Source organism: Streptomyces sp. CNX435, assembly GCF_059570575.1.
The window spans coordinates 120,136-143,111 of record NZ_JCANTA010000008.1 but is presented as its reverse complement, the minus strand read 5'-3'; the positions used below and the strand labels follow the sequence as shown (position 1 = coordinate 143,111).

Here is a 22,976-nt window from a genome sequence, read left to right as displayed (position 1 = left end):
GGCTCCTAGCTTTCGATTCCTCGGCGTTCTCCAGCGTACGCCTCTGAATGTGGGAGTCAGACCGCGCGGGGGAGCGGCTCGACCGTCTCCAGGATCTCGCGCAGATGCTTCTCCACGACAGGGAGAACCTCCGACACCGGCACGTCTCTTCCCAGCTCGCCGGAGAGCGACGCCACGCCCGCGTCGCGGATGCCGCACGGCACGATCCGGTCGAACCAGGTGTTGTCCGGGTTGCAGTTCAGCGAGAAGCCGTGCATGGTCACGCCCTTGGCGACGCGGATGCCGATCGCGGCCAGCTTGCGGTCCTCGCGCCGCTGGCCGGCGTTGGAGGGTGCGTACTCGGGACCGGCGAGGCGCGCGTCGTACTCCTCGTCCGCCAGCCGGGGGTCGAAGTCCAGCGACAGCCCGCCCAGCTCGGCGCGCCGTTCCACGGGGTCGCCCAGCACCCACACCCCGCTGCGGCCCTCGACCCGGGTGGTCTCCAGGCCGAAGTCGGCGCAGGCGCGGATCAGGGCCTCCTCCAGACGGCGTACGTGCGCGACGACATCGACGGGGCGCGGCAGCTTCAGGATCGGATAGCCGACGAGCTGCCCCGGACCGTGCCAGGTGATCTTCCCGCCGCGATCCACGTCCACCACGGGGGTGCCGTCGAGGGGGCGTTCGTCCTCGGCGGTGCGCCGGCCCGCGGTGTAGACCGGCGGGTGCTCCAGCAGCAGGCAGGTGTCGGGGATCTCCTCGGCGAAGCGGGCGGCGTGCACGCGCCGTTGCTCCTGCCAAGCCTCCAGGTACTCGACGGCGTCCTCGCCGAACCCCAGGTGAACGAAGCGCAGCTCGCCCACGGTGCCCTCCTCGCGCTGTTCGCGCTGCTCTCGCCTGCGGCGTGCGTACGCCGTCGGGCATATGCGGCTGGCTGCATTCCAGCCGACCCTCTCCACTCTACGGCGGTATACGTTCCCGCCCTGCGCTTGGGTCTCCTCACACGATCGAATGAAGCTGGGACGAAAGCGGCGAGTAAGGCTTGTTTCGCCGCTACATTCGCGCCGTTCCCGGAGGCCAGGCAGGAGACCCCACAGGTGACGACGGAACGACCTTCACAACGACCTCCCAACCGCCAGCTCGCCGCCCTCATCTCCGAGGCCGGGTTCTCCAACGCGGGGCTCGCCCGCAGAGTCGATCAGCTAGGGCTCGAACACGGCCTCGACCTGCGGTATGACAAGACGTCGGTGACCCGCTGGCTGCGCGGCCAGCAGCCGCGCGGCACGACGCCGGCGCTGATCGCCGAGGTGTTCACCCGGCGCCTCGGGCGCCGGCTGACCGCGCAGGACCTCGGGCTCGACGCGTGCGCACCGGTGTACGCCGGACTGGAGTTCGCCTCGACGCCGGCCGAGGCGATCGACATCGTGAGCGGGCTGTGGCGCAAGGACACGGGCAGTCAGGCGGAGCTGCGGAAGATCGCGTTCACTCCTGCGGGTCTGGTGGTGCCGAGCCGGGACTGGCTGATCGGCAGGCCGGACGAGAAGGTGGCGCGGGAGCTGCTGCAGCAGCAGCGGGCGGCGGGGCCGCCCGGTGCGGGGGTGCCGGCGCCGGCGCCGGGTGGCGGTCCGGGGCCGGCCGGCGGGGTGCGGGTGCCGGCCCAGGGGCGCGGGCAGGGCGTGGGCGGCGGTTCCGCCGGCGGCGGGGTCGGTGTCGGCGTCGTCGGCGGTGCGGGGCCGGGAGGTGTGGGCGGGCCTGAGCCGGGACCCGGAGCCGGGGCTGCCGGTGCGCGCGGGGACGCGGGACCGGGGTGGAGCGGGCCGGGAGTGCGGGCGCCCGGACAGCGGGTCACCCAGGGCGACATCGGGGCGATGCGGTCGGTCGCGGAGATGTTCCGGGCGCTGGACAACGCGTACGGCGGCGGGCACGCCCGGCAGGCTCTTGTGCGGTATCTGGAGCACGAGGTCGAGCCGATGCTGCGCGGCACGTACAACGAGGCCACGGGGCGGCGGCTGTTCTCCGCCGCCGCGGACCTGACGCGGCTGGCGGGCTGGACGTCGTACGACATCGCCGCCCACGGCCTCGCCCAGCGGTACTTCGTCCAGTCGCTGCGGCTGGCGCAGGCGTCGGGCGACCGCGCGTACGGCAGCTACGTGCTCGTCACGATGAGTCGGCAGGCCGTCTACCTGGGGCACGGCCGGGAGGCCGTGCAGCTGACCCGGGTCGCCCAGCAGGGCGTCGGCGGGGGCGCACCGCCGGTGGTGCAGGCGCTGCTGCACGCCGCGGAGGCGCGCGGGCACGGGCTGCTGGGCGAGGTACGGGCGTGCACGACGTCGCTGGCGCGGGCGGAGCGGGCGCTGGAGTCGGCGCGGCCGGGGGAGGAGGCGCCGCACTGGGCGCGGTTCTTCGACGAGGCGCAGCTGGCGGACGAGTTCGGGCACTGCCACCGCGACCTGCAGCAGTACCGGGCGGCGGCGCAGCACGCGGAGCGCTCGCTGCAGCTGCGCGCGGCGGGGTTCGCGCGCAGCCGGGTGTTCTGCCGGCTGGTGCTGGCCACGGCCCGGCTGGGGCTGGGCGAGGTGGAGCAGGCGTGCGTGCTGGGCGCGGAGGCGGCGCAGCAGGCGGCGGAGATGCGGTCGGCGCGGGCGGCGGAGTACGTGCGCGACTTCGAACGCCGCCTGGAGCCGTACCGCGACGCACCTCCGGTGCGGGCGTACCGGGAGCGGGTCGCGGCACTGGCGGTGTGAGGGCGCGAGGGCCGGGCGGTCGGGGGGCCGCCGGGCCCCCGACGGGCGCCCGCGGAGGAGGGCGGTGCTCTCGGGCGCGTACGGTGCTCGCGTTCCGGAGCACCGCTCTCTCCGCGGGCGCTCTTGTTTGGGAGCACAGCCCTCGGGCGAGCGCGGCGTTCTCGTCCGAGAGCCGTGCTCGTGGTGCGGAGCGGTGCTCGCCGGCGACGGGCCGCGCGGGAGAGCGGTGCTCTGGCGTGCGCGCGGAGGCGCGCGGAGCTCGCGACGCGACGGCCGCCGCGCTGGACGGTGCGGGGTGTGCGCGCTGGAGAAACCGCTCTCCTCAAGCGGGTGTCGCGGTTTGGATCACTGCTCTCCCGGTGCGGTGCTCGCGGTTCGGAGCGCTGTTCGTGCCGCGGGGCGGTGATCTCGGTGTGGGAGAACCGTTCCTTCTACGCCACCGCCGGCAGGGCCGTGGTTCCCACGGCCGGGGCCAGGCCGAAGTCGCGGAGCAGCGCGCGGGCCGCGCGGCGGCCGGAGTGCAGGGCGCCCTGAGGGCTGCTCGTGTCGCGGTGGTCGCCGCACACGTACAGGCCGCACAGCACCCGCACCGGCCGACGCAGGTCGTGCGGCGCCGGCATCGCCGGTACCGCCTCCGGGTCGTGGTGCGCCGCCACCAGATCCCAGTCGAACGCCGACGTTCCGTACAGCTCGCTCAGCTGCCGTCGCGCCGACTTGTCCAGCACCCGCGCCGGCCGTCCCGCGTCCTCGCCCAGCACCACCGAGCTGACCAGCGCCCGCCCGCGCGGCGCCCGCGAGGTGTCCGCGCCGCTGACCACCGCCGTGTGCGACACCGGCCCGTGGGCCCGCTCGGCGTCCAGCAGCAGCGCCGCCTTCCGCAGGCCGTCCGGGCCCCGCGCCGGACCGCCCCGGGGCGCCGCGCCGTTACGGACCGGGGCAGCCCCCTCCCCATCCCCGCCGTCCCACAACGCAGGCTCGGGCGCCCCGCCCCGCGCACCACCCCCGCGCACCGCACTCCCCTCAGCCGCCCCCGCCGCACCCCGCGCCTCGCCGTCCTCCCGGCGCCCCGCCCCCCGGGCGGCGCCCCCGACCGGCAGCGACTCCGCCGGGGCGCTGTGGTGCAGCACCGTCACCGGGTGGAACCCCGGCAGCCGCAGCCCCGGCAGCAGCCCCGCCGCCGCCCGCGCGCCCGTGGCCACCAGCACCGACCGGCAGCGCAGCACCCCGTGGCCCTCCGTCCGCACCGCCGTCGTCGACACCGACACCGCCCGCACCCCCGTCCGCACCGTCCCGTGCGGCAGCCCCGCCGCCAGCCGCCGCGGCACCGTCGCCGCCCCGCCCGCCGGCAGGCACAGCCGCCCGCGCGCGAACGACCGCAGCGCCAGGTCGGCGGAGCGGCTCGACGTCGTCAGCGCGGGGTCGTTGAGCAGGGCCACCAGCAGCGGCCGCAGGAAGCCCGCCGCTATCCGCGGCGGCAGCCCCCGCGCGGCCAGCGCGTCCGCCGCCCGGCGTTCGGGCCGGGCCAGCAGCCGCGCGGTGGGTACGGTGGCCAGCCGGGCCAGCGCCACGGTCAGCCACGCCTGGTCGATGACTCCGCCCAGGGGCGCACGCGCGGCGCTGGCGAAGGCGCTCGCCGTCGTGAACGCGCCCCCCGTGCCCCTCGATCCGCCGATACGCTGCCGCCGCGCGCCCGCGCAGACGACCACGTCGCCGTTGAGCGGGCACAGCGGCACCCCCGTGAGCCCCGGTATTCGACGTAGTTCCGGGTACGAGGTGTTGAGCAGCTGCAGTGAGCGGTCCAGCCGGAAACCGTCGACGTGGTCGGTGGCCATTCGCCCGCCGACCTGCTCGCCCGCCTCCAGCACGGTCACGTCGAGACCGGCTCCGACCAGGTGCCGGGCCGCGGAGAGACCGGCGAGTCCGGCGCCTACGACGACGACGTCGACGGGGTCCGTGCTTCCTGCGGCATGGGGCACGGGTGCCTCCCGGGGGTTGTGCGTCCACGACCGGGCACTCCCGAATGCCTCTGGACGCCTGTTTGATGCCCAGCTGGGCATGGCCGTATCCGCGTACCAGCGTGGACGCGTTCCGATGACGATAGGTCGGATGGTGGCGTCGGCCAGGTGCGCACCACAAGGGCACGGACGCACACCCGGCGCGCTCCCCGCACAAACGCGCCCCGGAGCCGCCCCCGCCGAGCCCCCCCGGAACCCCCGGGAGCCCCGACTACCCGAGCCGCTCCCGGAATCGCGGTCGGAGCCAGTCAGCCCCGAGCCGGCCCGCCGCCGGACCGGCCCGAACCGCCCGCATCCTCCAGCGCCGCCCGCAGCGCGTCGTCGATGCCCGGGAACGCGAACTCGAACCCCGAGTCGAGCAGCTTGCGCGGCGTCACCCGCTGGCTGCCGGTCACGTCCTCCGCGAACTCGCCCAGCGCCAGCCGCAACACCGCCGCCGGCACCGGGAACGGCGTCGGCCGGTGCAGCACCCGCCCCATCGCCGCCGTCACCTCGCGGTTGGTCAGCGGCTCCGGGCCGGTGAGGTTGACCGGCCCGGAGAGCGACTCGGTCTCGATGAGGTGCCGCAGCGCGGCGATGTGGTCGTGCAGGGAGATGAAGCTCCAGTACTGCCGCCCGTTGCCGAGCCGGCCGCCCAGCCCCGCCCGGAAGATCGGGAACAGCCGCCCCCACGCCCCGCCCTTGCGGGAGACCACCAGGCCCGTGCGCGCGTAGGCGGTACGGATCCCGGCCGCCATCGCCGGGTCCGCCGCGGCCTCCCACTCCTGGCACAGGTCGGCGAGGAACCCGCGCCCCGGCGGGGCGGTCTCGTCGACGCGGCGGTCGCCGGTGTCGCCGTAGTAGCCGATCGCGCTGCCGCAGACCAGGACGGACGGCGGCCGGTCGAGCGAGGCGACGGCGTCGGCGACGGCCGCGGTGCCGAGCACCCGGCTGTCGCGCAGGACGCGCTTGTAGCTCTCGGTCCAGCGCCGGTCGGCGACGCCGGCGCCGGCGAGGTGCACGACCGCGTCGCAGCCGGCGAGCCGGGCGGTGTCGACGTACGCCTTCTCCGGGTCCCACCGCACCTCGTCCGGCGCGCTCGCCTCCCGCCGCACCAGCCGTAGGACGTCGTGCCGGTCGGTCCGCAGCGAGCGGACGAGGGCGGAGCCGATGAGTCCGGAGGAGCCGGAGACCGCGATGCGCATGAGCCCATCCTGCCCTCATGTGCCGTCCCGGGGCAGCTCGTGTCACAGTGAGTCGACGACCGGCGTGCACCGCCCGCCCGGAGCCGCGCCGCCCCCTCAGTCCTCCCGGTACAGCTCCCACAGCTTCGGGAACCGCCGCGCCAGCACCCGCACGTCCTCGAAGTCGATCGCCTCCCCCACCGGCTCCGCCGGCCCCGCCGGCAGCCCCAGCTCCGGCAGCTTCAGCCCCGTCAGCCGCTCGTACGCCTCGTCCGCCGCGTACGCCAGGTCCTCGGCCTCCCCGTCCGTCTCCTCGTCGAAGTCCTCCAGCAGGTCGGCGAGGTCGTCGGGCTCGTGCAGGGCCCCCTCGAAGACCGTCCGGCCCTGCCCGACGAGCCACCCCCGGAAGGAGTCGAAGGCGTCGTCGCTGACCCCGTCCAGCAGCACCCACGCGGCGCCCCACAGGTCCATGCGGTACGCCCGGTCCATCCGCGACTCGAAGTGGCAGGCGAAGTCGGTCACGGCGTCCGGGTCCAGCCGGGTCAGCCGGTCCACGAGCAGGTCGGCCTGCTCCGCGGGGTCGCCCTCGGCAGCCTCGCGGGTGCTGTCGATCAGCTCCCAGAACTCCGACTCCTCCATCACGGGTCCAGCATCTGCCTTCCGCCGCCCGTACGCACGCGGAGCGGCGGGATCGGAACCTCCCGAAACCTCTTTCGCAACCCGCCCGGAAACCTGACAGCAGGTGTCCGGTTTCGGTGTCACGGTGTGCGCATGAGCGAAGAGCAGAACCAAGGCAAGGCAGTCCCGACCACCGGGGCGAAGCCGCTGCGCGGGAAGGTCGCCCTGGTCGCGGGCGCCACGCGCGGCGCGGGCCGGGCGATCGCGGTCCAGCTGGGCGTCCTGGGCGCCACCGTGTACGCCACGGGCCGTACGACCCGGCAGCGCGTCAGCGAGGTCGGCCGCAGCACCGAGACCATCGAGGAGACCGGGGAGCTGGTCACCGAGGCCGGCGGCGAGGGCGTCGCGGTCGCCGTCGACCACCTCGAAGCCGATCGGGTACGGGACCTGATCGCCCGCATCGAGCGCGACCACGGCCGGCTCGACGTGCTGGTGAACGACGTCTGGGGCGGGGAACACCTCGTCGAGTTCGACAAGAAGATGTGGGAGTTCGACCTCGACCGCGGCCTGCGCATGCTGGAACTCGGCGTCAGGACCCACATCATCACCAGCCACTGCGCGCTCCCGCTGCTGCTGCGCACCGGCGGCGGGCTGCTGGTCGAGATCACCGACGGCACGGCGGAGGCCAACAGGCCGTACCGTGAGGATTTCTTCTACGACCTGACGAAGAACGCCCCGATCCGGATGGCGTTCAACCTCAGCCACGAGCTGAAGGACGCCGGCGCCACCGCGCTGTCCCTCACGCCGGGCTTCCTGCGCTCCGAACAGATGCTCGACCACTTCGGGGTGACGGAGGAGAACTGGCGCGACGCGGTCGCGAAGGAGCGGCACTTCGCGCTCTCCGAGTCGCCCGTCCTCGTCGGCCGCGCGGTGGCGGCGCTGGCGGCGGACCCGGACAAGGCGCGGTGGAACGGGGCGTCGCTGTACAGCGGGCAGGTCGCCAAGGAGTACGGGTTCACGGACACCGACGGGACCGTGCCGGACAGCTGGCCGTACTTCACGCTGGTCATGACCGGCGAGGACCCCGGCGACCCGGAGGGCTACCGGCTCCGCCCGTAGGGCTCCCGCCCGTACAGCTCCGCGCTGCGGGCCGCCGCCGTCGCGAACCGCGCGCGCAGCTCCGGCGGCCCGAGCACCTCCGCGTCGGGCCCGAGGGTGAGGAGCTGGGTGTACGCGACGTCCGGGGACTCCACCCGCAGCCGGACGGCCGTCCAGCCCCGGTCGTCCGGCTCGCCGGCGGCGGCCACGGCGTCCTCGGCGGCGATCCGGTCCGTGACGTACGGCAGCCGCCGCAGGCCCTCGGGGGAGAGCCGCACCGTCACCTCGTCCCGCAGGATCGACTGCGCGAAAGCCGCCGCCCGCCGGGCCCAGAAGCCCGGCAGGTCGAAGTCCTCGTCCCGCTCGAAGCCCTGGGCACCCACGCCGCCGGCCCCGCCGCTCCCGTCCGCCCCCACCGGTTCCGCCCGCTCGAAGCGCTCCACCCGGTAGACCCGGTACGCCCCCTCCGCCCCCGCACCGCGGTCGGCGTCCTCCCGCACCCGCGCCACCAGATACCAGATCCCCGCCTTCAGCACCAGCCCGTACGGCTCCAGCTCCCGCTCCACCGCCGCCGCCCCCGGCCGCCGCCGGTACGTCACCGCCAGCCGCCGGTCCGCCCACACCGCCGCCGCCACCGCCGGCAGCAGCTCCGGCGCCTCCGGCTCCCGCCACCACCCCGGCGCGTCGAGGTGGAACCGCTGCGCCGCGCTGTCCGAGGCGCCGCGCAGCTCCGGCAGCAGCGCCGCCGACACCTTCAGCCGCGCCGCGGACGCCGCGTCCGCCAGCCCCATGTCCCGCAGCGCGCCCGGCACTCCGGACAGGAACAGCGCCTCCGCCTCGGTCCGTCCCAGCCCGGTCAGCCGGGTGCGGTAGCCGCCGACGAGCCGGTAGCCGCCGGCCCGCCCGCGGTCGGCGTAGACCGGCACCCCGGCCTCCGCGAGCGCCTGCACGTCGCGCGCGACGGTCCGCTCGGAGACCTCCAGCCGTTCCGCCAGCTCGGCGGCGGTCATGGAGCCGCGGGACTGGAGCAGCAGGACCAGGTGGATGAGACGGGCAGCGCGCATGGCAGCCATCATGCAGCGCCTTGATAGCGTCGTTCGGCACTGCACCAGAAACAAGAAAGTCTCATATGTCCACAGAGCCTCGTGAGCGCTGGGGAAACCGGGCGGGTTTCCTCTTCGCCGCGATCGGATCCGCGGTCGGTCTCGGCAATATCTGGCGCTTCCCCTACATCGCCTATGACAACGGCGGCGGCGCCTTCCTCCTGCCGTACCTCGTGGCCCTGCTGACGGCCGGACTGCCGCTGCTGATCATGGAATACGCCATCGGCCGCCGCTACCGCTCCTCCCCGCCGGGCGCCTTCCGGCAACTCGCCCGGCCCGCCGAGGTCATCGGCTGGTGGCAGGTGGCGATCTGCTTCGTCATCTCCGCGTACTACGCCGTCATCCTGGCGTGGTCGGTGCGCTATGTCGGTTTCTCGGTCAACGAGTCCTGGGGCGACGATCCGAACGCCTTCTTCTCCGAGGACTTCCTGAAGGCCGGTGAGCCGGGCACGTTCTCCACCTTCGTGCCCGGCGTGATGTGGCCGCTGCTGGGTGTGTGGCTCGTCTGTCTCGTCATCCTGTGGTTCGGCGTGCGGCGCGGCATCGAGTGGGCCAACCGCGTCTTCATCCCCGCGCTGCTGCTCTTCTTCGGCATCCTCGTCGTCCGTGCGGTCACCCTGGACGGGGCGGGCGAGGGCCTCGACGCGCTGTTCAAGCCGGACTGGGACGCGCTCTCCGAGGGCAGCGTGTGGGTCGCCGCCTACGGGCAGATCTTCTTCTCGCTCTCCATCGGCTTCGGCATCATGATCACGTACGCCTCGTACCTGGGCCGCAAGTCCGACCTCTCCGGCTCGGCGCTCGTCGCCGGCTTCGCCAACAGCTCGTTCGAGATCCTGGCGGGCATCGGGGTGTTCTCCGTCCTCGGCTTCATGGCCGCGCAGCAGGGCGTCGGCGTCAACGAGCTGGCGACCTCGGGCGTCGGGCTGGCGTTCGTGGCGTTCCCGGCGATCATCTCCAGCATGCCGGGGGGTGAGTTCTTCGGCGTGATGTTCTTCCTGTCGCTGGTGATCGCCGGCCTCACCTCGCTGGTGAGCATCGTGCAGGTGCAGGTCGCGGCGGTCGAGGATCGTACGGGCCTGTCCCGCAGGACGGCCGTCCTGACCGTCGGCGGCGTGCTGACCGCCGTCTCGGTGCTGGCGTTCGCCACCGACGGCGGACTCACGCTGCTCGACGCCTCCGACCACTTCGTCAACCAGTACGGCATCGTGCTGGCGGCGCTCGTCTCGGTCGTCGTCGTGGCCTGGGTGCTGCGCCGGCTGCCGCTGCTGCAGAAGGACGCGAACGCGACCTCCGCCGTGCGGATGGGCCGCCTGTGGCTGTTCTTCCTGGGCGTCGTCACACCGCTGGTGCTCGGCTGGATGATGGTCGACAGCCTGCGCACGGAGTTCGACGAGAACTACGAGGGCTACCCGACGTCGTTCCTCGCCTGGGCCGGCTGGGGGGTCGCCGCCGCCGTCCTGGTGGTCGGCGTGCTGCTCTCGCTGATCCCGTGGCGCCACCACGGCGACATCGGCGGCCGGGCGCCGGAGGCGGAGCCCGTGGAGGATCCGGAACCGGCGAAGGGAGGCAACTGATGTCGGCGAGCGCCATCGTCATGCTGGTCATCGCGATCGTCATCGTCTGGGGCGGCCTGGTCGCCGCGCTGCTGAAGTTGCGCACCTTGCCCGACCAGCCGGACTAGGCCGCGGCGGCGGCCGGCTGTCGCCGCGGCCGGATACGGACGGGCCCGGCCCGCGCACCCGCGCGGGCCGGGCCCGTAGCCGTCGAAGGGCTCAGGCCAGCCCGTACTTCGCGACCGCCGCCGCGACCGTCTCCTTCTTCACCTCGCCGCGGCGCGCCAGCCGGTCCAGCGCCGCCACCACGATCGACTCCGCGTCCACCCCGAAGTGGCGGCGGGCCGCCTCGCGGGTGTCGGAGAGGCCGAAGCCGTCCGTGCCCAGCGACGTGTACTCCTGTGGGACCCACTGCGCGATCTGGTCGGGCACCTGGCGCATCCAGTCGCTGACGGCGAGAACCGGGCCCGGTGCGCCTTCCAGAGCACGGGTGACGTAGGGGACCCGGTCCTCGCCGCGAAGCTGCGCCGCGTCACAGGACAGGGCGTCGCGGCGCAGCTCGCTCCAGGAGGTGGCGGACCAGACGTCGGCCGCGACACCCCAGTCCTCGGCGAGCAGGTGCTGGGCGGCGAGCGCCCAGTGGATGGCGGTGCCGGAGGCGAGCAGCTGGGCGCGCGGGGTGTCGTCCGCGGCGGCCCCGCCGGGGAGTTCGGCGGTCCGGTAGCGGTAGAGGCCGCGGACGATGCCCTCCTCGACGCCCTCGCCCGCGGGCATGGGCGGCTGCACCTTCGGCTCGTTGTAGACGGTGAGGTAGTAGAAGACGTCCGCGTCCTCGCCGGGGGCGGCGTGCCCGTACATGCGGCGCAGCCCGTCCTTGACGATGACCGCCACCTCGTAGGCGAACGCCGGGTCGTAGATCAGCGCCGCGGGGTTGGTGGCGGCCAGCAGCGGGGAGTGGCCGTCGGCGTGCTGCAGGCCCTCGCCGGTCATGGTGGTGCGGCCGGCGGTGGCGCCGATGACGAAGCCGCGGCCCAACTGGTCGGCGAGTGCCCAGAACTGGTCGCCGGTGCGCTGGAAGCCGAACATCGAGTAGAAGATGTAGAACGGGATCATCGGCTCGCCGTGCGTCGCGTACGACGTGGCGGCTGCCGTGAAGTCCGCCAGCGAACCGGCCTCGGTGATGCCCTCGTTGAGGATCTGCCCGTCCGCCGCCTCCTTGTAGTAGAGGAGCTGGTCGCGGTCGACCGGGTCGTAGTTCTGGCCGAGCGGCGAGTAGATCCCGGCGCTCGGGAAGAGCGACTCCATGCCGAACGTACGGGCCTCGTCCGGCACCACAGGCACCCAGCGCCGGCCGGTCTCCTTCTCCCGCATGAGGTCCTTGACCAGGCGTACGAGCGCCATGGTCGTCGCGATCTCCTGGCTGCCCGAGCCCTTCTTCAGCGCGTCGAACGGCTTCGCCGACGGCTCCGGCAGCGCCACCGGATGCACCCGGCGCGCCGGCGCGGGGCCGCCGAGGGCGGCGCGGCGCTCCTGGAGGTAGCGCACCTCGGGGGAGTCGGGGCCGGGGTGGGCGTACGGCACGAGGTCGGCGGCGAGCGCGCTGTCCGGGATGGGCAGCTCCAGCAGGTCCCGCATGTCGCGGAACTCGGCGGCGGTCAGCTTCTTCATCTGGTGGTTGGCGTTGCGCGACTCGAAGCCCCGGCCGAGGGTGTGGCCCTTGACGGTCTGCGCCAGGATCACGGTCGGCGCGCCCTCGTGCGCGACGGCGGCGCGGTACGCGGCGTAGACCTTGCGCGGCTCGTGGCCGCCGCGGGAGAGGTGGAAGCAGTCGAGGATCGTGTCGTCGGTGAGCAGCTTCGCCAGCTCCGCCAGCGCCGGGTCGGCACCGAAGAAGTGCTCGCGGACATACGCGGCGTCGCGCGTGGCGTACGTCTGGAACTGCGCGTCCGGCACGGCCCGCAGCCGGCGGACGAGCGCGCCGGTGGTGTCGAGCGCCAGCAGCTCGTCCCAGGCGGATCCCCAGAGCGACTTGACGACATTCCAGCCGGCGCCGCGGAACTGGGCCTCAAGCTCCTGTACGACCTTGAAGTTGGCGCGTACGGGACCGTCGAGGCGCTGCAGGTTGCAGTTGATGACGAAGGTGAGGTTGTCGAGCCGCTCGCGGGCGGCGAGGGCGAGGGCGGCGGTCGACTCGGGCTCGTCCATCTCGCCGTCGCCGAGGAAGGCCCAGACGTGGCTGGCGGAGGTGTCCTTGATGCCGCGGTGGGCGAGGTAGCGGTTGAACCGGGCCTGGTAGATGGCGGATATGGGGCCGAGGCCCATGGAGACGGTGGGGAACTCCCAGAGCCAGGGCAGCCGCCGGGGGTGCGGGTAGGAGGGCAGTCCTTCGCCGTGGGGACCGGCCTCCTGGCGGAAGCGGTCGAGGTGCGCCTCGGTGAGCCGGCCGTCGAGGAAGGCGCGGGCGTAGATGCCGGGGGAGGCGTGGCCCTGGACGTAGAGCTGGTCACCCGAGCCGGGGGCGCGGGGGTCGTCCTTGCCGCGGAAGAAGTGGTTGAACCCCGTCTCGTACAGCCAGGCCGCGGAGGCGAAGGTGGCGATGTGCCCACCGAGCCCGTAACGCGACCCGCGGGTGACCATGGCGGCGGCGTTCCACCGGTTCCACGCGGCGATCCGCCGCTCCAGCTCCGGATCGCCGGGCAGGTCGGGCTCCGCGGCGGTGGGGATGGTGTTGACGTACGGCGTCTCCAGCAGCGCGGGTACGTCCAGACCGGCAGCACCGGCGTGTGCGACGGTGCTGCGGAGCAGCCGCGCGGCCCGGTCGGGGCCGGCGTGCCGTGCGACGGCGTCCAGGGACTCGCGCCATTCGGCGGTCTCCTGCGGGTCGCGGTCGGGGAGCTGGTCGAGCTGACTCTGCATGGCACTACCTCCTCGACCGAACTGTAAGTCCGCGATCGATGATCGATCAAAGGTCCCACCGCAAAATCAGGGCGAGGAGGAGAAAGTAGGCATCCCGTGCCACACCCCCGTGCACGGAGTGCCTGCAGCAGGCGCGGCGGGGTCGGTGCGCGCGGGGCCCGGTTCGAAGTGCCCGGAGCCCGTGACCGCTGAGCCGGACGCCGGGGCCCCGTGAGGGCCGGGGCGGGGCCCGGCCAGGGCGGTGCGGGCATGTCGGACGGCGGGGCGGCACGTGGAGGTGCCCGCGGGGAGCTGGGGGCGGAGCCCCCGCCGGGTTTCGGGGCGGTGCCCCGGTGAGGGCCGGGGTGGTGCCCGTGGGGGTCGGGCGGCGGCCAGGGGGCTGGAGGCCGGGCCGTCGGGCGGGCCTGCGCCCGACCTGGGCGGGTTCGGAGTGCGGAGCCTCCGCGCGGCGCGCGCGGGGGTTTCGCGGGGCGGAGCCCCGGGGGGGCCGGGGCTGCGCCCCGGTGGGGGATCGGGGGCGTAGCCCCCGATCAGGCTGGCGCGCAGCCTAGGACGTGGTCCTTCACCAGTTCCGCGATCGCCGGGTCCCGGCGGCGGAACGCCTCGACGATGTCCGCGTGCTCCTCCGCGTAGCTCTGCTGCCGCGTGCCCAGCCAGCGGATCGCCAGCGACGTGTAGATCTCGATCCCCAGCGACTCCCACGTGTGCAGCAGCACGCTGTTGCCCGACGCCCGCACCAGCTCCCGGTGGAACGCCACCGTGTGCCTGACCTGCGCCCCGCCGTCCTCCTTCGCGTCCGCCTCCCGCAGCGCCGCCACGTGCGGCTCCAGTGCCGAGACGTCGTCCGCCAGCCGCGGCGCCGCCAGCTCCGCCGCGATCTGCTCCAGCCCGGCCCGTACCGGATAGATCTCCTCCAGGTCCGCCGCCGTCAGGTCGCGGACCCGTACGCCCTTGTTCGGCGCCGACTCGATCAGCCGCATGCTCTCCAGCTCGCGCAGCGCCTCCCGCACCGGCGTCTGGCTGACCTCCAGCTCGACCGCGATGCGCCGCTCCACGATCCGCTCGCCCGGCTTCCACCGCCCGCTGACGACGCCCTCCACGATGTGCTCGCGGATCTGCTCGCGCAGCGACGGGTGGACGACGGAAGGGGGCATCGGCATCTCCTCGGGTCCTCTCACACAGACAGAGCGCGGGGGGTGGAGACGACAATACGGCGCCCCCCGCCCGGACCGGAGCCGGACGGGGGGCGCCGCGCGGCGGCGCGTCAGTGCGCGTGCGCCGCTTCCTCGTCGAAGGGGTCTCCGTTGTACTTCGGCTTGCGCAGCCGGTCCGGTGTGAGCGGGCTCATGTCCGTCACGTCGCGCGGCGAGATCTGGAAGCCCTGCCAGTGCACCGGCATCGGCGTCTGGTCCTCGTCGCGGGCGATGTGGTGGAAGCCGACGTTGACCCAGACGATCGGGTGCTTCAGCTGCTCGCCGTTGGTGGCGTCCACGATGTTCTTCGTGCAGTTCTCGTCGAAGTTCTGGTTGTGGTTCGGGAACTTCTCGCACTTCTTGTACTGCGTGAACCACACGTCCTTGCTGGTGAACTTGCGGCCCGTGTAGCGCGCGTTGTTGCCGTGCACCAGTTCCCAGGAGCGCGTGTGCCCGTCGCCGTTCTTGCCCGCGGTGCCGCTCACGCGCCACCAGCGGTGCTGGTCGGAGTTGCCCGCGGTCTCCTTGGTGACGTTCTTGCGGGTCGTCTCCTGCGCCGGGTAGCCCTCCTCGCCCGTGCCGGTGCGCTTCGTGTCGTACTGCTGGATCTTGGCCGGGCGGGAGCTGTCCGTCTGGAAGTCCAGCCGCCAGAAGATGTTGTGCTGGTGGCTGGTCGCGCGGTCGCGCGAGCCCTCGCCGATCGGCCAGCCGTGCTTGTCCGAGGCGTCGAAGTCACCGGGGGAGAGGTTGCCGGTGGCGCCCGCCTTGGCGGTGAGGGTGCCGTCGTCGGAGAAGTTCCACTGGGTGATGTAGTAGTAGTAGCCCGCCGAGTGGATCGTGTAGACGACGAGGTCGTCGCCCTGCGCGCTGTCGTTGCGGCCGTTGTCCTCGCCGACGTCCCAGCTGTTGCCGAAGTGCGCGAAGCCGCGCGGCTGCTGGGTGACGCAGACCGCGTCGTACGCGTCGCCGCCGACCTTGACCGCGCGGCGGGTGCCGCCGGGGCAGTCCTTCTCCTTCAGGGACACCGGGGCGGAGCCGAGCGCGATCTCGGTGACGTCGTAGTACTCGACGTTCCCGTCGTCGTACGGGACGTGTATCTGCCCGAGCCGCGCGCTGTTGAGCACCGGGACCGCGTTGCGGGCGCCCTTCGGCTTGTACGAGATGTCCTCCAGGACCAGGCCCGCGTAGTCGTTGTTGCGGTAGCACATCTGCCACTCGGTGCCGTTGGGCAGCTTGTGCGTGATCCGGTACTCCTCGCTGCAGTCCGGCGCCGCCGCCCGCGGCGCGTGCGGCGTCGCGGCGCCGGCGCTGGGCAGCGCCGCGGGTGCGGCGGCCGGCAGGAGCAGCACCAGGGCGGCGACGGCGCCGCGGCGCCAGGTCGCGGGGCGGCGCCAGAACGCGGCTCCGCGCCGGCCGGCGGCCGGCCCGTGGGTGGTGGCGTTACGCATGGTGCACCTTCCGCTCGCTCAGGTCGATGACGTAGTCGCGGGTGTCGATCCACGGGCCGTCCTTGACCCGGGTGAAGAGCCGCACGCAGCGGTGCTCCCCGCACTGCTCCAGGCCGCCGGAGTCGCCCGGCCGCGCCGTGTACGTCATCCCCTGGACCTGCAACTGCTCCGCGCCGGTCAACTCCTCGCCGGTCGCCGCCTCGTAGTCCTGCCGCAGGCCGGCCCCGAGCGGGCTGTCCACCAGCAGGTCGGCGGCGGCCTCCGCCTCCGGCGCGGCTGGCGGGGGCTGCGCGCCGGTGGACTCGACGGTGTCCACGACCTCGTCGCCGGTGAGGTTGACGCTCTTCATTACGAGCGTGTCGTTCGCGTAGTCGTAGAAGTACACCTCGGCGATCCGGTCGTCGCCCGCGCTCACCGAGGAGTCGGCGAGGTCGGTGCTGACGAGCTGCGGTACGCCCTCGCGACCCCGGACGCCCTCGCTCTCCGTACGCAGCGTCCGGTCCTCCGCGAGCGCCAGTTCCTCGGCGCGCCGCTCCTCGTCCGGCGTCAGCGGATCGCTGCCGGTGCCCGTCCTGCCGGTCGGCAGCGGTGCGGTCCCCGGCCCTCCGGGGCCCGGCGTCCCCAGCGCGCCGGGCGCAGGGGACGACGCGGACGCCCCCGGATCCCCGTCCTGTTGGTCGTCGCCCGCCGCGCCGAGCGGCACGGCCACGACGACGGCGGCCGCGGTGCCCGCGACGGCCGTCAGCGCCCCCCACACGATGCGCTGTCGCATGCGGCGGCGGCCTCCCCCCGATGTGCTCATGGGAAGTCCCTTCATCTTGATCGGTCTAGACCGATCAAAGCGGCCGGACCGTTGTTCAGCACCCCGCTCCAGCCCTGCTGAACAATCCCCGGGAGGTGTCCGGCCGCTGTGCACAGTGCGTCGGACGGCGCCGGTGGCGCGGACTATCGTGGGGGCGATCAGGGGGAGCAGGGGAACAGGGGAACGAGGGGGGTCGCCCATGGGGCGGCGGGAGAAACCCGTGGACCCGTCCGCGGGCCCGGTCCAGCGTTTCGCGTACGAACTGCGCAAGCTGCGGGCCGAAGCGGGAGGACCTACCTACCGTCAGCTCGCCGCGCGCGGGGAGTACTCGGTGACGGCGCTGTCCCAGGCCGCCGCCGGCGACCGGCTGCCCTCGCTGCCGGTGGCGCTGGCGTATGCGGAGGGCTGCGGCGGCGATCCGGGCGAGTGGGAGTGGCGCTGGCGGCAGGCCGCGGCGGAGGAGGCCGAACAGCCAGCGGAGCACGGCGCCGCAGTGCCGCCGTACCGCGGCCTCGCGCGCTTCGAACCCGCCGACCGCGACCGGTTCTTCGGCCGCGACCGGCTCACCGCGGACCTCGTGGAGCTGGTCCGCGCCCGCCGCTTCGCGGCGGTCTTCGGCCCGTCGGGCAGCGGCAAGTCGTCGCTGCTGCGGGCCGGGCTCGTACCGGCGCTGCAGTCGGGCGGGACCCCGGCCCGGGACGGCGAGGCGGACCGGCCGGAGGAGTCGCGGGAGCCGCGGGAGCCCGGCGAGCCGGGGCGGGGGGCGGCCGGTTGCCCGCCGCCCGCCGCGCTGCGCATCCTCACGCCCGGTGATCATCCGGCGCGTACCCACGCCGATGTGCTCGACGCGGCGCCCGCCGAGGGCGACACGTACCTCCTCGTCGACCAGTTCGAGGAGGTCTTCACCCTCTGCCAGGACCCCGACGAGCGCGCCGCCTTCCTCGACCGCCTCCTCGCCGCCCGCGACCCCGCGCGCCGGCTGCGGGTGGTCATCGCCGTACGGGCCGACTTCTACGGCCGCTGCGCCGAGCACCGCGAGCTGACCGAGGCGCTGCGCGACGCGCAGTTGCTCGTCGGCCCCATGTCGCCGGCCGAGCTGCGCGAGGCGGTGGTCAAGCCCGCGGCGGCCGAGGGCCTGATCGTCGAACGGGCCCTGACGGCACGCATCCTGAAAGACGTCGACGGCGAGCCGGGCGCGCTGCCGCTCATGTCGCACGTCCTGCTGGAGACCTGGCACCGGCGGCGCGGCCGTTCGCTGACGGAGGAGGCGTACGAGGCGGCCGGCGGCGTCCGCGGCGCCATCGCCCGGACCGCGGAGCGGGTCTACGGGGAGCTGACGCCGGCGCAGCAGCAGGTCGCCCGGTACGCGCTGCTGCGCCTCGTCTCGCCCGGCGAGGGCTCCCAGGACACCCGCCGCCCGGCGCCGCGGGCGGAGCTGGCGGAGATCGCCGCGAATGCGGTTGCCTCCGGCGGGACCGCCTCCGGCGGGGACGGCAGGGCCGGAGGCGGCGCAGGCTCGCGGCGGAGCGGCGGGGGTATCGAGGGCGGAACCCTTGATGAGTGGGAAGGTGCCGGACCGGTGGCCCCTGCGGCGGACGGCGCCGACGGCGCGGGCCCGCGGCGGAGCCGTCGGGGCGGGGGTCTCGGGGGCGGAGCCCCCGAGTTTCGGGAAGGGGCGGGGCCGGGGACACCCCCATCTCCGGCAGCCGCGTCGGCCCGCGGCGGCGACACCCCCGACCGGCCCGCACACGGCGAAGCCGGCACCGCTGGCACCGCCGCGACCGAGGGCACCGCCACCACCCGCGCCGCCGACGACGCCACCACCCGCGCCGGCGTCACCACCCCCACCGACCCCACCGTCGACGTCGGGCACGTCCTCGAACGGCTCGTCGGGGCCCGGCTGCTGACCCTCGACGACGACGTCGTCGACCTCGCGCACGAGGCGCTCCTCACCGCCTGGCCCCGGCTGCACGGCTGGATCGAGGAGGACCGCGAGCGCATGCGCGCCCTGCGGCGGCTCACCGAGGCCGCGCACGGCTGGGAGGAGCTGGACCGCGACCCCGGCGCGCTGTATCGGGGGAGCCGGCTGGCGCAGGCCGAGGAGCTGTTCGCCGACCGGCCGCAGGAACTCACCGGCGGCGAGGCCGCGTTCCTCGCCGCCAGCACCGCCGCCCGCGGCCGGGAGCGGCGCCGGTTCCGCGGGCTGCTCACCACCCTCGTGGCACTGCTCGTCCTCGCCCTGGTCGCCGGCCTGTTCGCCTGGCAGCAGGACCGCGCCGCCGACGACGAGCACCGCCGCGCCGAGGCCCGCCGCGTCGCCGCCGTCGCCGACAGCCTGCGCTTCACCGATCCCGTACGGGCCATGCAGCTCAGCGTCGCCGCCTGGCGGCTCGCCGACACCCCGGAGACCCGCGGCGCCCTGCTCGGCGCGCTGCACCAGCGCGAGTCCGGCTCCTTCGCCCTCCCGCAGTCCGGCGAGCCGCGCGCGCAGCGCTTCCTCAGCGCCGACGGCCGCACGGTCACGAGCGTCGGCGAGGACCGCACCGAGCGCTGGGACGTGGCCACGCACCGCCGGCTCGGCTCCGGCCCCGGCCTCGGCCGCCCGGTCGACGAGTCCGACTTCGAGGTCTCCCCCGACGGCCGCACCCTCGCCGTCGCCGACGGGGACGGCGGCATCCGGCTGCGTCCCGGCCGCGGCGAGATCCCCGGCATGACGGGCTGGTTCGGCCCCAGCGGCCGGACGTACGTCGCGAACACCTGGTCGTTCGACGACGAGGGGACGCGCCTTGCGCTCTGGGACGTACGCAGCCGCCGGAAGGTCTTCTCCTACGAGACGGACACCGACGGCAACGGCTGGCTCAGCCACGTCAGCCCCGACGACCGGCTCGTCGTGCTGTGCCCGCCGAGCGGCCCGCCGGAGGTGTGGCAGACGGGCGAGCGGCAGCGCAGGCTGCGCTCGTACCCCGCCGCCCGCGGCGCCTGCGGCTCCGACACCGCGACGATCGAGTTCACGCCCGACAGCCGCGGGATCGTCGTCATGGACGACTCCGGCTTCCGGGTGCTGGACGTGGCGACCGGGCGGGAGCGACTGGACGTGGAGCGCGCGGGGCTGTCGGAGATCGAGTTCAGCCGGGACGGCTCGCTGGTCGCGGCCGTGGGCCCGGACGAGCTGGTCGTCTGGCGCACGGCCGACACGTCGGCGCCCGTGCTGCGCCACCCGCTGGTCAGCGAGTACGCGACGGAGCTGCGGCTGACGCCGGGCAACAGGGAGCTGCGGTACCTCAGCGGCCTGTCCGGGCACGTGGTGCGTACGGTACGGCTGGACGGCATCGCCGGCGCCGGCTGGCACGAACGGCGGCTGGAGGGCGCGGCGTTCAGCCCGGACGGCGGGAAGCTGGTCACCGCCCGCCGGTCGGGGGCGCCCGGTGTGTTCGAGGTGCACGACATGCGCGACGTGCGCGACGGCCGGGCGCCGAAGTCGCCGCCGTCGCTGCCCTGCCGGCTGGAGGGGGTGGATCTGGTCGGGGACTTCTGCATCCCGCTGATGGCGTTCAGCCCGGACGGGCGGCGGCTGGCATACGCGCTGCCGAGCGTCATGGGCGACGAGCCGGAGCGGGTGCGGGTGTGGGACACCGTGACCGGCCGGATCGTACGCACCCTCGACGTCACCCCGGACCCCGTGAGGGTCAACCCGCTGAACAGCCTCGCCTACGGCCCGGGCGGCAAGCTCGTCCTCTCCCGTATCCCCGACCGGGAGACCGTGGAGGTGTGGGACGTCTCGCGCGGCAAGCGCGTCCGGCAATTGCGCGACGCGGGCGGCACACCGCTCGCCCTGCACCCCGGCGGCGGGCTGCTGGCCACCGGCGACGACCAGCTCGTCGCCCTGCGCGGCGGCAGGGTCACGCCGCGCCCGCTGGCCCAGGACGCGGTGCGCTCCGTGGAGTTCAGCCCCGACGGCCGCTTCCTCGCCGCGGGCGACGACTCGGGCCGGGTCACCCTGTGGGACGGCGAGGGCCGGCGCCGCCTCGGGGTGCTGCCCGGTACGTACCGGGGGATGCAGACGGGCGCCGCGGAGCCGGCGACGGCGCTGGCGTTCTCGCCGGACGGCCGCACGCTGGCGGTCGCCGGGCAGTCGGGGACGCTGCGGCTGTGGGACACCGCGTCCAACCAGGCGCTGGGCGGCAACCTGCCGACGGCCGGCGACGAGCTGCTGGCGGTCTCCTTCAGCCCCGACGGCGGCGAGGTCTACGCCGTCGGCCGGCACACCGCGCCGCGCGCGTACCCGGTGGACCCGGAGCGGGCGCGGCAGGCGGTGTGCGTCCGCGCCGGCGGCGGCCTGTCGCGGGCCGACTGGGAGGCGTACCTGCCGGGGCTGGCGTACCGCGACACCTGCTGAAGCTGGACCGCTTGGACCGCTGCCGAACCCTGAACCGACCCCGGCCGGGGCGGCCCGGAACACGGCCGCGCCCCCGCCCGGGCTGCTGCTCGGAGCGGGGGCGCGGCCGTGCCGTACGGCTACCGGACCGGACGCCTCACAGGCCGATCTCGCTCTCGAACGCGCCCGCCTCCAGCAGGCCCTTGACCGCCCCCAGGTAGCGGGCGGCGTCGGCGCCGTCCACCAGGCGGTGGTCGTAGGAGAGCGTCAGATAGGTCATGTGGCGCACGGCGATCGTCTCGCCCAGCTCCGGGTGGTCGACGACCATCGGGCGCTTGACGGTGGCGCCGAGGCCGAGGATGGCGACCTGGTTCGGCGGCACGATGATCGTGTCGAACAGCGCGCCGCGCGAGCCGGTGTTGCTGATGGTGAAGGTCGCGCCCGAGACCTCGTCCGGGGTGATCTTGTTGTTGCGGACCTTGTCCGCCAGCTCCGCCGTCTTCCTGGCGATGCCCGCGATGTTGAGGTCGCCCGCGCCCTTGATGACCGGGGTCATCAGGCCCTTCTCCGTGTCCACCGCGATACCGACGTTCTCGGTGTCGAAGTAGCTGATAGTGCCCTCGTCCTCGTTGATACGGGCGTTGACGACCGGGTGGGCCTTCAGCGCCTGGACGGCGGCCTTGACGAAGAACGGCATCGGCGAGAGCTTCACGCCCTCGCGCTGCGCGAACGCGTCCTTGGCCCGGGCCCGCATCCGCATGATCCGGGTGACGTCCACCTCGACCACGGTGGACAGCTGGGCCTGGTCGTGCAGGGCGCGCATCATGTTGTCGCCGATGAGCTTGCGGATGCGCGGCATCTTCACGGTCTGGCCGCGCAGCGGCGACGCCTCCAGCACGGGCGCCGCGGGCCGGCCCGCCGACGGCGCCGCGGAGGCGGCGGCCGGGGCGTAGGCGGCGGCGCGGGCGGCCTGCTCGGCGGCGGCGACGACGTCCTGCTTGCGGATACGCCCGCCGACGCCGGAGCCCTTCACGGTGGCCAGGTCGACGCCGGACTCGGCGGCGAGCTTGCGCACCAGCGGGGTGACGTACGCACCTTCGGCGGCGGGCGCCGCGGGTGCGGGCGCCGGAGCCGCCGCGGCGGCCGGAGGCGCCGCGGCGGCCGGAGGCGGCGGCGCGGCCGGGGCCGGCTGCGCCGGGGCCGCGGCGGGCGGCGCGGCGGCCGGCGGCTGCGCCGGGGCCGCTGGGACGGCGTCCTGCGGAGCGGCCGGGACGGCGTCCTGCGGGGCCTGCGGGGCCGCCGGGGCGGCGTCCTGTGGCGCGGCCGGGGCCGCCGGAGCGGCGGCGCCGCTGCCGATGACCGCCAGCCTGGCGCCGACCTCCGCCGTCTCGTCCTCCTGCACGACGATCTCCAGCAGGGTGCCGGACGCCGGGGAGGGGATCTCGGTGTCGACCTTGTCGGTGGAGATCTCCAGCAGCGGCTCGTCGGCCTCGACTTGCTCGCCGACCTGCTTCAGCCAGCGGGTCACCGTGCCTTCGGTGACCGACTCGCCCAGCTCGGGCAGCCTGACGTCGGTGCCCTGGGCACCGCCGGCGGCCTGCGCGGGCGCGGGCTGCGGCGCCGGGGGCGCCTGCTGCGCGGGCGGAGCCTCGTCCTGCGGGGCCTGAGCGGGCGCCTGCGCCTGCTCGGCGGCCGGCGCGGGGGCCGCCGCGCCGCCGCCGGTGCCGTCGTCGATCACGGCCAGCTCGGCGCCGATCTCGACGGTCTCGTCCTCGGCCACCTTGATGGCGGAGAGCACTCCGGCGGCGGGGGAGGGGATCTCGGTGTCGACCTTGTCGGTGGAGACCTCAAGCAACGGCTCGTCGGCCTCGACACGCTCGCCCTCGGCCTTGAGCCAGCGCGTGACGGTGCCCTCGGTGACGCTCTCGCCGAGCGCCGGCAGGGTTACGGAAACCGCCATGGTTTCGGTTGC

At 74.5% G+C, this 22,976-nt stretch carries 15 protein-coding genes; 5 read left to right on the top strand and 10 right to left on the bottom strand.

Annotated features, from left to right (window positions below; translation table 11 throughout):
• Positions 1-56 precede the first annotated feature (56 nt).
• A complete protein-coding gene (gene lipB, locus T328_RS16310; RefSeq protein WP_496496769.1) occupies positions 57-839 on the bottom strand; it encodes a lipoyl(octanoyl) transferase LipB in 783 nt (260 codons plus the stop codon).
• 234 nt (positions 840-1,073) lie between these two features.
• On the opposite strand from lipB, the gene T328_RS16305 reads away from it, so the two are divergent.
• On the top strand, positions 1,074-2,720 hold the full coding sequence (locus tag T328_RS16305; protein ID WP_496496768.1) for an NsdA family TPR-like regulatory protein: 1,647 nt from the start codon (positions 1,074-1,076) through the stop codon (positions 2,718-2,720).
• 431 nt (positions 2,721-3,151) lie between these two features.
• On the opposite strand, the gene T328_RS16300 is transcribed toward T328_RS16305, so the two are convergent.
• From T328_RS16300 to T328_RS16290, 3 genes are all read right to left on the bottom strand, one after another.
• The gene (locus T328_RS16300) at positions 3,152-4,696 is read right to left on the bottom strand and encodes an FAD-dependent oxidoreductase (RefSeq protein WP_496496767.1); all 1,545 of its coding nucleotides are present in this window, start codon (positions 4,694-4,696) and stop codon (positions 3,152-3,154) included.
• A gap of 287 nt (positions 4,697-4,983) precedes the next feature.
• Complete coding sequence (locus T328_RS16295; RefSeq protein ID WP_496496766.1) at positions 4,984-5,919, bottom strand: TIGR01777 family oxidoreductase; 936 nt, start codon at positions 5,917-5,919, stop codon at positions 4,984-4,986.
• Positions 5,920-6,015: 96 nt separating this feature from the next.
• Positions 6,016-6,537 (bottom strand): DUF4240 domain-containing protein, encoded by a 522-nt coding sequence (locus T328_RS16290; protein ID WP_496496868.1) that lies wholly within the window; start codon positions 6,535-6,537, stop codon positions 6,016-6,018.
• A 132-nt stretch (positions 6,538-6,669) separates the two neighbouring features.
• Here T328_RS16290 and T328_RS16285 point away from each other — a divergent pair, with 132 nt between their 5' ends.
• Positions 6,670-7,635: an SDR family oxidoreductase gene (locus T328_RS16285; protein WP_496496765.1), complete on the top strand. Its 966-nt coding sequence runs from the start codon at positions 6,670-6,672 to the stop codon at positions 7,633-7,635.
• Here the strand turns inward: T328_RS16285 and T328_RS16280 are convergent.
• Positions 7,617-8,678 (bottom strand): helix-turn-helix transcriptional regulator, encoded by a 1,062-nt coding sequence (locus T328_RS16280; protein WP_496496764.1) that lies wholly within the window; start codon positions 8,676-8,678, stop codon positions 7,617-7,619. The two genes, T328_RS16285 and T328_RS16280, sit on opposite strands and share 19 nt — an antisense overlap.
• 65 nt (positions 8,679-8,743) lie before the next feature.
• On the opposite strand from T328_RS16280, the gene T328_RS16275 reads away from it, so the two are divergent.
• Both T328_RS16275 and T328_RS16270 read left to right on the top strand, forming a co-directional pair.
• Positions 8,744-10,291, top strand: a complete 1,548-nt coding sequence (locus T328_RS16275; protein ID WP_496496763.1) for a sodium-dependent transporter — start codon at positions 8,744-8,746, stop codon at positions 10,289-10,291.
• On the top strand, positions 10,291-10,398 hold the full coding sequence (locus T328_RS16270; RefSeq protein ID WP_496496762.1) for a methionine/alanine import family NSS transporter small subunit: 108 nt from the start codon (positions 10,291-10,293) through the stop codon (positions 10,396-10,398). The genes T328_RS16275 and T328_RS16270 overlap by 1 nt, the downstream gene beginning before the upstream one ends.
• 91 nt (positions 10,399-10,489) lie before the next feature.
• Here T328_RS16270 and aceE read toward each other — a convergent pair whose 3' ends face one another.
• The 4 genes from aceE to T328_RS16250 form a co-directional block, all read right to left on the bottom strand.
• On the bottom strand, positions 10,490-13,186 hold the full coding sequence (gene aceE, locus T328_RS16265) for a pyruvate dehydrogenase (acetyl-transferring), homodimeric type (RefSeq protein ID WP_496496761.1): 2,697 nt from the start codon (positions 13,184-13,186) through the stop codon (positions 10,490-10,492).
• Positions 13,187-13,716: 530 nt separating this feature from the next.
• Positions 13,717-14,340, bottom strand: a complete 624-nt coding sequence (locus T328_RS16260; RefSeq protein ID WP_496496760.1) for a GntR family transcriptional regulator — start codon at positions 14,338-14,340, stop codon at positions 13,717-13,719.
• A 110-nt stretch (positions 14,341-14,450) separates the two neighbouring features.
• Positions 14,451-15,827, bottom strand: coding sequence for a copper amine oxidase (locus tag T328_RS16255; RefSeq protein ID WP_496496759.1), 1,377 nt, complete (start codon positions 15,825-15,827; stop codon positions 14,451-14,453).
• Positions 15,820-16,599: a hypothetical protein gene (locus T328_RS16250; RefSeq protein WP_496496758.1), complete on the bottom strand. Its 780-nt coding sequence runs from the start codon at positions 16,597-16,599 to the stop codon at positions 15,820-15,822. Before T328_RS16250 ends, T328_RS16255 begins: the two co-directional genes overlap by 8 nt.
• 229 nt (positions 16,600-16,828) lie before the next feature.
• On the opposite strand from T328_RS16250, the gene T328_RS16245 reads away from it, so the two are divergent.
• Positions 16,829-21,025 (top strand): nSTAND1 domain-containing NTPase, encoded by a 4,197-nt coding sequence (locus T328_RS16245; RefSeq protein ID WP_496496757.1) that lies wholly within the window; start codon positions 16,829-16,831, stop codon positions 21,023-21,025.
• A 136-nt stretch (positions 21,026-21,161) separates the two neighbouring features.
• On the opposite strand, the gene sucB is transcribed toward T328_RS16245, so the two are convergent.
• Positions 21,162-22,964 (bottom strand): 2-oxoglutarate dehydrogenase, E2 component, dihydrolipoamide succinyltransferase, encoded by a 1,803-nt coding sequence (gene sucB / locus T328_RS16240; RefSeq protein ID WP_496496756.1) that lies wholly within the window; start codon positions 22,962-22,964, stop codon positions 21,162-21,164.
• Positions 22,965-22,976: the final 12 nt, after the last annotated feature.

What these genes read in the sequence shown, in the direction of transcription:
- aceE (WP_496496761.1), bottom strand. Translation starts at nt 13,186, where the DNA reads ATGCAGAGTCAGCTCGACCAGCTCCCCGACCGCGACCCGCAGGAGACC.
- T328_RS16245 (WP_496496757.1), top strand. Translation starts at nt 16,829, where the DNA reads ATGGGGCGGCGGGAGAAACCCGTGGACCCGTCCGCGGGCCCGGTCCAG.
- sucB (WP_496496756.1), bottom strand. Translation starts at nt 22,964, where the DNA reads ATGGCGGTTTCCGTAACCCTGCCGGCGCTCGGCGAGAGCGTCACCGAG.
- T328_RS16255 (WP_496496759.1), bottom strand. Translation starts at nt 15,827, where the DNA reads ATGCGTAACGCCACCACCCACGGGCCGGCCGCCGGCCGGCGCGGAGCC.
- T328_RS16275 (WP_496496763.1), top strand. Translation starts at nt 8,744, where the DNA reads ATGTCCACAGAGCCTCGTGAGCGCTGGGGAAACCGGGCGGGTTTCCTC.
- T328_RS16280 (WP_496496764.1), bottom strand. Translation starts at nt 8,678, where the DNA reads ATGCGCGCTGCCCGTCTCATCCACCTGGTCCTGCTGCTCCAGTCCCGC.
- T328_RS16270 (WP_496496762.1), top strand. Translation starts at nt 10,291, where the DNA reads ATGTCGGCGAGCGCCATCGTCATGCTGGTCATCGCGATCGTCATCGTC.
- T328_RS16295 (WP_496496766.1), bottom strand. Translation starts at nt 5,919, where the DNA reads ATGCGCATCGCGGTCTCCGGCTCCTCCGGACTCATCGGCTCCGCCCTC.
- T328_RS16250 (WP_496496758.1), bottom strand. Translation starts at nt 16,599, where the DNA reads ATGCGACAGCGCATCGTGTGGGGGGCGCTGACGGCCGTCGCGGGCACC.
- T328_RS16260 (WP_496496760.1), bottom strand. Translation starts at nt 14,340, where the DNA reads ATGCCCCCTTCCGTCGTCCACCCGTCGCTGCGCGAGCAGATCCGCGAG.
- T328_RS16290 (WP_496496868.1), bottom strand. Translation starts at nt 6,537, where the DNA reads ATGGAGGAGTCGGAGTTCTGGGAGCTGATCGACAGCACCCGCGAGGCT.
- T328_RS16285 (WP_496496765.1), top strand. Translation starts at nt 6,670, where the DNA reads ATGAGCGAAGAGCAGAACCAAGGCAAGGCAGTCCCGACCACCGGGGCG.